Origin of the sequence: Hymenobacter coccineus, assembly GCF_001816125.1 — a bacterium.
GTDB classification, from domain to species: domain Bacteria; phylum Bacteroidota; class Bacteroidia; order Cytophagales; family Hymenobacteraceae; genus Hymenobacter; species Hymenobacter coccineus.
Genome location: NZ_MDZA01000104.1, coordinates 1 through 7,839 on the forward strand (window position 1 = coordinate 1; position 7,839 = coordinate 7,839).

Annotated in this window: 10 protein-coding genes; 7 read left to right on the forward strand and 3 right to left on the reverse strand. The window is 64.0% G+C overall.

The genetic code is table 11. The annotated features are described in order from the left end of the window. A partial coding sequence (locus BEN49_RS07630; RefSeq protein WP_141765630.1) for a response regulator transcription factor occupies positions 1 to 208 on the forward strand: 208 nt, incomplete at its 5' end. Positions 209 to 571: 363 nt separating this feature from the next. Continuing rightward, positions 572 to 877: a hypothetical protein gene (locus BEN49_RS07635; RefSeq protein ID WP_125916619.1), complete on the forward strand. Its 306-nt coding sequence runs from the start codon at positions 572 to 574 to the stop codon at positions 875 to 877. 54 nt (positions 878 to 931) lie between these two features. Here the strand turns inward: BEN49_RS07635 and cdaA are convergent, their stop codons facing one another. The 3 genes from cdaA to BEN49_RS30460 all read right to left on the reverse strand — a co-directional run bounded on the left by cdaA (position 932) and on the right by BEN49_RS30460 (position 2,797). Next, positions 932 to 1,759: a diadenylate cyclase CdaA gene (gene cdaA, locus BEN49_RS07640; RefSeq protein WP_070742452.1), complete on the reverse strand. Its 828-nt coding sequence runs from the start codon at positions 1,757 to 1,759 to the stop codon at positions 932 to 934. Between the two features lie 148 nt (positions 1,760 to 1,907). Further along, a complete protein-coding gene (gene folP / locus BEN49_RS30455; protein WP_317040409.1) occupies positions 1,908 to 2,477 on the reverse strand; it encodes a dihydropteroate synthase in 570 nt (189 codons plus the stop codon). Then, positions 2,411 to 2,797 carry a dihydropteroate synthase gene (locus tag BEN49_RS30460; protein ID WP_317040410.1) on the reverse strand — a complete coding sequence of 129 codons (387 nt, stop codon included), beginning with the start codon at positions 2,795 to 2,797 and terminating at the stop codon, positions 2,411 to 2,413. The genes folP and BEN49_RS30460 overlap by 67 nt, the downstream gene beginning before the upstream one ends. Before the next feature lie 129 nt (positions 2,798 to 2,926). Between BEN49_RS30460 and BEN49_RS07650 the strand changes: the two genes are divergently transcribed. The 5 genes from BEN49_RS07650 (at position 2,927) to BEN49_RS07670 (ending at position 7,378) form a co-directional block, all read left to right on the forward strand. After that, a complete protein-coding gene (locus BEN49_RS07650) occupies positions 2,927 to 3,463 on the forward strand; it encodes a DUF1599 domain-containing protein (RefSeq protein WP_070742453.1) in 537 nt (178 codons plus the stop codon). A 44-nt stretch (positions 3,464 to 3,507) separates the two neighbouring features. Beyond that, positions 3,508 to 4,689 carry a BT_3928 family protein gene (locus BEN49_RS07655; RefSeq protein WP_239691862.1) on the forward strand — a complete coding sequence of 394 codons (1,182 nt, stop codon included), beginning with the start codon at positions 3,508 to 3,510 and terminating at the stop codon, positions 4,687 to 4,689. Positions 4,690 to 4,892: 203 nt separating this feature from the next. Further along, entirely contained in the window at positions 4,893 to 5,951 is a 1,059-nt protein-coding gene (locus BEN49_RS07660; RefSeq protein WP_070742454.1) for an ABC transporter permease, read from the forward strand. A 185-nt stretch (positions 5,952 to 6,136) separates the two neighbouring features. Next, the gene (locus BEN49_RS07665; protein WP_070742455.1) at positions 6,137 to 6,673 is read left to right on the forward strand and encodes a shikimate kinase; all 537 of its coding nucleotides are present in this window, start codon (positions 6,137 to 6,139) and stop codon (positions 6,671 to 6,673) included. Positions 6,674 to 6,727: 54 nt separating this feature from the next. After that, positions 6,728 to 7,378 (forward strand): sterol desaturase family protein, encoded by a 651-nt coding sequence (locus BEN49_RS07670; protein ID WP_070742456.1) that lies wholly within the window; start codon positions 6,728 to 6,730, stop codon positions 7,376 to 7,378. Positions 7,379 to 7,839 lie beyond the last annotated feature (461 nt).

Consider the following 7,839-nt stretch of genomic DNA (forward strand, 5'->3'; position numbering starts at 1 on the left):
CGCCCGCCCGCCCGCCACCTCACCCCTCGCCGAGCTGGAGGTGCTCCAGCTGCTAGCCACGGGCCTCACCACCAACGAAATCGCCGCCAAGCTCTTCACCAGCAAGCGCACCGTTGAAACCCACCGCCAGCACATTCTGGAAAAAACCCAAACCAAGAATACCGCCGCCCTCATCCACCGGGCCGTGACGGAAGGCTTGTTGAATTAGGCCTGGCACGGGATTTTCGGCGGGTGCAACGGCACTTTTTTTTAGTACTAATTATTTTTTTATCAACCACTTACTTGGCACAACCGGGCTTGCGCGCGGTGTAGCACGGGCGACTTTGTGCGTACATCACGCAAGAAAATATCAGTATATTCTTAGATAAAATTTTGATTCTTGGCTAATAAATTTGCAATATCTATTCCCCTTCAAGCGTTTGCCGGCCGTTGGCAAATCTGCGAAGCTTGGTTTGCCGCGTTAGTTACCGCCACTGCGCTCGCCCAAACACCACAATGTCCCGCAATTTGCGTGGGGCCCCGGCGCTTTCCTTAAACAAGCCCAGCCGTCATGCGTGTCTACCAAGAAGTTTTGCCGAATAGCTGCCTGCTCATCCTCACCGACAGCGACGGCTGGGCGGGCCTCGCGCCCCTGGCCCGGGCCCTGCGCTGGGCCCTGCACCAGCCCCAGCGCCGCGTATGGGTCGATTGCAGTAGCCTAGCCGACCTGAGCGCCCACGCCCTGTTTTTGCTGCGCCAGGGGGCCGAGCGCCTGCGCCAGCGCGGCGGCTGCCTCGTGCTGTGCCACCCGCCGGCCTCACTCAGCGAGCCGCAGCCCGAAGGGCCGCCCCCCGGCTACAAAGTAGCTGCCTCGCTGCTCGACGCCGACCAGGTATAAACCAGAAATTTTGGGAAAGGTGCACGTAGCTCGGGCTTTACAGTCCAAGCTGCTTTAGGTGGCGGTGGCCACGGCCACGGGCTGGCCGGCGGGACGGTTGTCCACCCCCAGCCACTCGCTGAGGTGGGCGGCGAGGGCAGACGCTTCGAGGCCGCGGTACACTTCGCCGTGGCGCACCAGGCTCATCTGGCCCGTTTCCTCGCTGACGACCAGCACGATGGCATCGGTGATTTCGGTGAGGCCGATGGCGGCGCGGTGGCGCAGGCCCAGGGCGGCGGGCACGTCGGGGTTGTCGCTCACGGGCAGGATGCAGCGGGCGGCTTGCAGGCGGCCATTGGCCACAATCACGGCCCCGTCGTGCAACGGGCTGGTTTTGTTGAAGATGGTCAACAGCAGGCGCTTGCTTACCTCGGCGTCGAGACAGTCGCCCGATTCGGCGTAGACGCTCAGGTCGGAGGCCTGGCTGAAGCAGATGAGGGCCCCGGTGTACTTGTTGCTCAGGCTCTTGGCGGCTTCCACGAAGGGCTCGACGGTCAGCGGGGCGGTGGCCGTTGAGCCCCAGCGCCAACGGCGTACCCGCTCGAAGGCCGTGGCCTGGCCCACTGTCAGCAAAAACCGCCGGATTTCCTGCTGGAACAAGATAATGGTGGCTAGCACCCCCACGCTCATAAATTCGCCCAGGATGGTGGTGAGCAGCTCCATGCTCAACGCCTTCACTACCAAGTACAACAGGTAGAGCGAAGCCCAGCCCACGGCTACGCTCAAGGCCACCGAGCCACGCAGCAGCTTATAAAGCTGGTAGAACAGTACGGCCACCAGCAGCACATCGGCCGCGTCGGTCCAGCCGAAACGCAAAAAGTCGATGGGGAACGGGCCGGACACGGGCAGGACGCTGAAGGGTGGAAAAATGGCCCGGGGCCCCTGCGGGGGCAGCGGGGCCCTGCAAAGACTCCAAAAACCACCGCCGCGTTGCGAAGAACGCAATTTTTCACCAGCAAACCGCGCCCAAAGTGCAAAAAAATGCGCCTGCTCAGCTCAAGTCAGCACCTTTTGACTTAAAAATATTTAAATAAAGCTGAATTACTTGGATAGCTTCGGCCGCATCGTGCACGCGCAGCAGCCGGGCCCCGCCCTGCAAGGCCAGCATGTGCAGGGCCGTGGTGCCGTTGAGAGCCGCTTCGGGCGTGAGGCCCAGGGGCCCGTACACCAGCTTCTTGCGCGAGAGGCCGGCCAGCACGGGCCGCCCCAGGGCCCCCAGCTCGGGCAGGCGGCGTAGCAATTCGTAGCTCTGGGCAGGGGTTTTGGCGAAGCCGAAGCCGGGGTCGAGCACCACGTCGTGGGCCCCGGCGGCGCGCAGGGCCCCCAGCCCGTCGCGGAAAAACCGGAGCAGCGTCAGCACCAGGTCGTCCGCGTAGTCCGTCAGTTGGCTCATGGTCTGGGGGGTGCCGCGCATATGCATCAGCACGTAGGGCACGCGCAGGCGGCCCACGGTGGCAAACATTTCCGCATCGAGCGTGCCGCCGCCCACGTCGTTCACCAGGTCGGCCCCGGCGTGCACGGCGGCCTCGGCCACGGCCGCCCGGAACGTATCGACCGACAAAAACACTTGGGGGAATTCGCGCCGCAGGGCCCCAGGGCGGGCAGCAGGCGGGCCAGCTCCTCGGCCACGGGCACGTCGGCGGCACCGGGGCGGGTGCTGTAAGCGCCCACGTCGAGCACGGTGGCGCCGGCCGTGAGCAGGGCCCCGGCGCGGGCCAGCAGGTCGGCCTCCCCACCCACGCGGCTGCCGGTAAAGAACGAGTCGGGCGTCACGTTCAGGATGCCCATCACCCGCGGCTGGCGCAGGTCGAGCAGGCGGCCGTGGGGGCTGAGGAGGGTTTGAGGGTAGGAGGGTAGGAGGGCAGGAGGGTGGGTGGGCATGGTACTGGGCGAGCAGAGGAAGGGCTCAATATCCGGCGGCGGTGGCGAACTTGCGGCGGGGATTGGAATTGGCCAACGGCCCACCTACCTCCTACCCGCCTACCCCCGAACCCTCCTACCCCAGCCCCCTTGACCGCCACCCCCGCGCACTACGACCTGCTGCTGGCGCGCTGCCGCCAGCTGTTTCTGGCCAAAACCCACGACTACGGCACGGCCTGGCGCATCCTGCGCCTGCCGTCCGTCACGGACCAGATTTTCATCAAGGCCAACCGCATCCGCACCATTCAGGAAGTTGGCACCCAGCAGATTGCCGACAGCGTGGACGAGGAATTCGTGGCCATCGTCAACTACTGCCTCATTGCCCTGATGCAGCTGCACCTGCCCACTGGCACGCCCCTGGACATGGGGCCCGACGCCGTGGCCGCCGCCTACGACCACGAAGCCGCCGAAAACCGCCGCTTGCTGCTGGCCAAAAACCACGACTACGGCGAGGCCTGGCGCCAAATGCGCGTGAGCAGCATCACGGACCTGATTTTGATGAAGTTGCACCGCGTGAAGCAATTGGAGAACCTCGGCGGCGCGGCGCAGGTTTCGGAAGGCGTGGAGGGCAGCTACCGCGACATGCTGAACTACGCCGTCTTTGCTTTGATTTTAAGCGAGGCTTAGCCCGGGGCCCGGGCCCGCCCACCGTTTCCTTAACGTCTTTTGCCATGCTCACTCCTGCTCCTCCCGCCTCGGCCGCCAGCGTGCCACCCCTGCCCCCGCCGATGGCCCCGCCCCGGCCGCTGCGCTACTTCACCCGCGTGTGCTGGGTGGCGCTGGGGGCCCTGTTTGTGTTTTCGGGGCTGATTAAATTGAACGACCCGGTGGGCACGGCCTACAAGCTGGAGGAATACTTTGAGGTGTTCGCCAAGGACATCAGCCCGTTCTTCTTGAACTTCAAGGACGCGGCCCGCTTCCTGTCCATCTTCCTCAGCTCGTCGGAAGTAATCCTGGGCGTGGCCGTACTGCTGCGCTGGCACCTGCGCCAAACGCTGTGGGTGCTGCTGGCGCTGCTGGTATTTTTTGGCTTCCTCACCTTCTATTCGGCCGCCTTTAACAAGGTGACGGACTGCGGCTGCTTCGGCGACTTCCTCAAGCTCACGCCTTGGGCCTCATTTACCAAAGACCTGGTGCTGTTGGGTTTGTGGGGCGTGGTGTTCTGGAACCAGCGGTTTCTGCGGCGCACTTTCGCCCCCGGCACCACGGGCCTGATGATGATGACCGTGGCTACGGCCCTGGCCGTGGGCATTGGCATGCGGGCCCTGGGCCACCAGCCTTACTTCGATTTCCTGCCCTACAAGGTGGGCAACGACATTCCAAAGCTGATGAAGGCCCAGGAGGCGGCCCGCTACCGCTACACCTTCACCCGCAACGGCGAAACCAAGGAATTCGACCAGTTCCCCACCGATTCGACCTGGAAGTACCAGTCCATGACGGTGCTGAACCCGGAAAAATCGCGCCCCACCATCACCGATTTTGCGGTGTACGACCTGGAGGGCAACGACGTGACCAAGCAGGTATTAACCGGCAACAAGCTGATTATCATCATCCAAAACAGCAACAAGGCCGACCGTGAGCGGTTTTTGCCCATCAACGCCCTGTTTGCCGCGGCTGAGAAATCGCGCAAGCACATCGACGTGCTGGCCATCACGAGCACCAGCCCGGCTAAGTTCGACGCTTTCCGCCACGACGTGAACCTGGCCGTGCCCTACTACACCGCCGACGCCACCGTGCTCAAGTCCATGGTGCGCTCCAACCCGGGGCTGATGGTACTCAAAAATGGTAAGATCCTGGCCAAGTACCACTACCACGACGTACCGAACTTGTACGAAGTGGAGAAGCTGTATTAGGGCCCCGGGCGGCTGACTTTTCGCCGGCTGCCCAATATTGCCAGGGCAACCAGGGGCTCCGGCGGCCTGGTGTCTGCTGGGGGTCCCGATTTACTTTTGCCACGATTATTACCCTTCGCTGGGCAGCGACGGCAACGATTAGCGGGCAGCCGGCGAAAAGCCGGCAGCCCGCACCGCTCGCCCACGCACTAAGCACCAACCCCATGCTCACCTTTTTCCTCCGTCGCCTGGGCCAGGGCCTGCTTGTGCTGGTGGGCGTGGCGTGCACGGTGTTTTTCCTGTTCAATGTGTTGCCCGGCGACCCCGCCGCCCTGCTGGCCGGCCAGCGCACCGACCTGGCCACCAAGGCCGCCATCAACGCCGACCTGGGCCTCGACCAGCCCCTGCCCCGGCGCCTGGTGGGCTACCTCAACGACGTATCGCCGCTGGGCCTGCACCCGCGCGACTCGGCCGGGCGGGCCCGCTACGGGGGCCTCACAGTGCTGCCGCTGGGGCCCCAGGCGCTGGTGCTGAAGGTGCCGTACCTGCGGCGCTCGTTCCAGAGCAACAAGGACGTGCTCAGCATCTTGCTCGATTATTTCCCCGGCACGCTGTGGCTGGCGCTGGCGGCCATGCTCATTGCCAGCGTCATCGGGGTGGCGCTGGGCGTGCTGGCGGCAATACGGCCCCAGTCAGCCCTCGATAGGGCCCTGGTGACGACCTCGGTGCTGGGCATTTCAGTGCCCTCGTTCGTGGCGGCCATCATCATCGCCGTCACGTTTGGCTTTTATTGGAGCCGCTGGACGGGCCTGAGCCTGACGGGCCAGCTCTTTGAAACCGACCCGTTTACGGGTGTGCGGCACCTGGCGCTGCGCAACCTGCTGCTGCCGGCCGTGGCGCTGGGCGTGCGGCCGCTGGCGGTCATCACGCAGCTCACGCGCTCCAGTATGCTCGACGTGCTGGGGCAGGACTACATCCGCACGGCGCGGGCCAAGGGCCTGAGCTACCGCGCCACCGTGCTGCGCCACGCCCTGCGCAACGCCCTAAACCCGGTGGTGACGGCCGTGTCGGGCTGGCTGGCCTCGCTGATGGCGGGTGCGTTCTTCATCGAGTACATTTTCAACTGGAAGGGCCTGGGCACCGTCACGCTGCGGGCCGTTGAGAACCTCGATTTTCCGGTCGTAATGGGGGCCACGCTGTTCGTAGCGGCCCTGTTCGTGCTCATCAACATCGCCGTCGACGTGCTCTACGCCGTGCTCGACCCGCGGGTGAAAATCAGTTAACAGTTATCAATTACCATTTAACAGCTGATTAGCGTGGTTTTGATTTCCCGCGTACCGGAACCTCACAGAACCCCAAAAAGGCTTTAACATGGCACAGGTCACAAAACGAATCACTCAGGAATTACGCAAGGCCCGCCGAAATCTTCTTTGCGTAGGTCCTGTCACTGTTAACTGATAACTGTTAAATGCCTCCCCACCTTTCCTTACTTGGCATGCCCGGCTCGGGCAAATCCACGCTGGGCCGGGCCCTGGCCCAGCACTTCAACTGGCGCTTTCTGGACCTCGACGCCGAGATTGTGGCGCGGGCTGGACAGGCCATTCCGGCAATCTTTGCCGAGCACGGCGAGGCCCATTTCCGGCAATTGGAAGCCGAGGCGCTGCGGGCGGTGGTGGCCCGCCCGGGGCCCCTGGTACTGGCCACGGGCGGCGGCACGCCCTGCTTCCACGACAACATCAACGTACTCAACACCAGCACGTTCACGCTGTGGCTGGATGTGCCAGCGGCCGTACTGGCCCGGCGCCTGGAGCGCGGCGGCGCGGCGCGGCGGCCGCTGCTGGCAGGCGCGGGGCCCCAGCTGGCCACGTCGCTGGCCGAAACCCTGGCGGCTCGCGAGCGGTTTTATTCACAGGCCCGCTTGCGCTTCACGGAAACCCGTGCGCCGCTGGTCGCGTTGTTGCCCGCATTAGCCCACGCCGGCTTTCCGGCCGGGGCCCCCGTTTAGGTCGGGGGCCGTAAATTTGTGGGCCCAAGTGTTCGCGTAATTCCTTCTTTATCTATGCAATCAGCACCCGCAGCCCCCGCCCCCGCCGCCCCGCGGCCCAAACATAAAGGGTCGGCCCAGCTTTTCGAAAACCCGCTGCTCGAGCGGCTCTCGCACACCCACATCGCCTGGCCGGTGGGCATTTTTACCGCCACCACGCTGCTGAGCCTGTACTACGGCTTCACCCACGGCTTTTTGTCGGGGCTTTCGGCGCTGGGGCTGTTTTTAGGCGGGCTGCTCCTGTTCACGTTCATCGAATACGCGGTGCACCGCTACCTCTACCACCTGCCGGCCACCACGCCGCGCAAGGCCAAGTTCCAGTACACGATGCACGGCGTGCACCACGAGTTCCCGAAGGACAAGACGCGGCTGGCCATGCCGCCCATCGTCACGGTGTTCGTGGCGTCGCTGCTGTTCTTCATTTTCCGGCTGGTATTCGGCAGCTGGGCGTTCGGCGTTTTGGCCGGCTTCACGTTCGGCTACGCTTCGTACCTGTTTGTGCACTACGCCATCCACGCGTATTCGCCGCCCAAAAACTTCCTGAAGGTGTGGTGGACGCACCACAGCCAGCACCACTACCGGCAAGACGAGGTGGCGTTCGGCGTGAGCAGCACCCTCTGGGACCACGTCATCGGCACCATGCCCAAGGCCCGCCAGGGCGAGTAGGGCCCCCAGCACGGCCACAAAAAAGCGGCGCTTCCCAATCGGGAAGCGCCGCTTTTTTATTGTTATGGCCTAAGAAGACTAGCCTCTGCCGCCGCCGCTCATCTTGCTGATAACGAAGATAACCAAGGCGATAACGAGCACCATGCCAATGATGCCCGTGTAGGCCCCGGCCCTGAAGATCCCGGCAAGGGCGTCGCAGCTACTCAGAGAAAAGGGGAGGAAGCCAACCAGCAGCAATCAGCAGGAACAGGGAAGACCGGAGGGAGCGCATGGCGCTGAGAAATGGGGATTAAAAGCAGAGACTTAGCCAGCACACCTGACCGGGCATGGTACTGGCCGCGCCGGCAACTGGTAAGGCCCGGGGGCCCTACCAGTTGCCGCTGGCGCCGCCGCCGCCGCTGTCGCCGCCGCCAAAACCGCCGAAGCCGCCGCCACCACCTCCGCCGCCTCCCCCGAAGCCA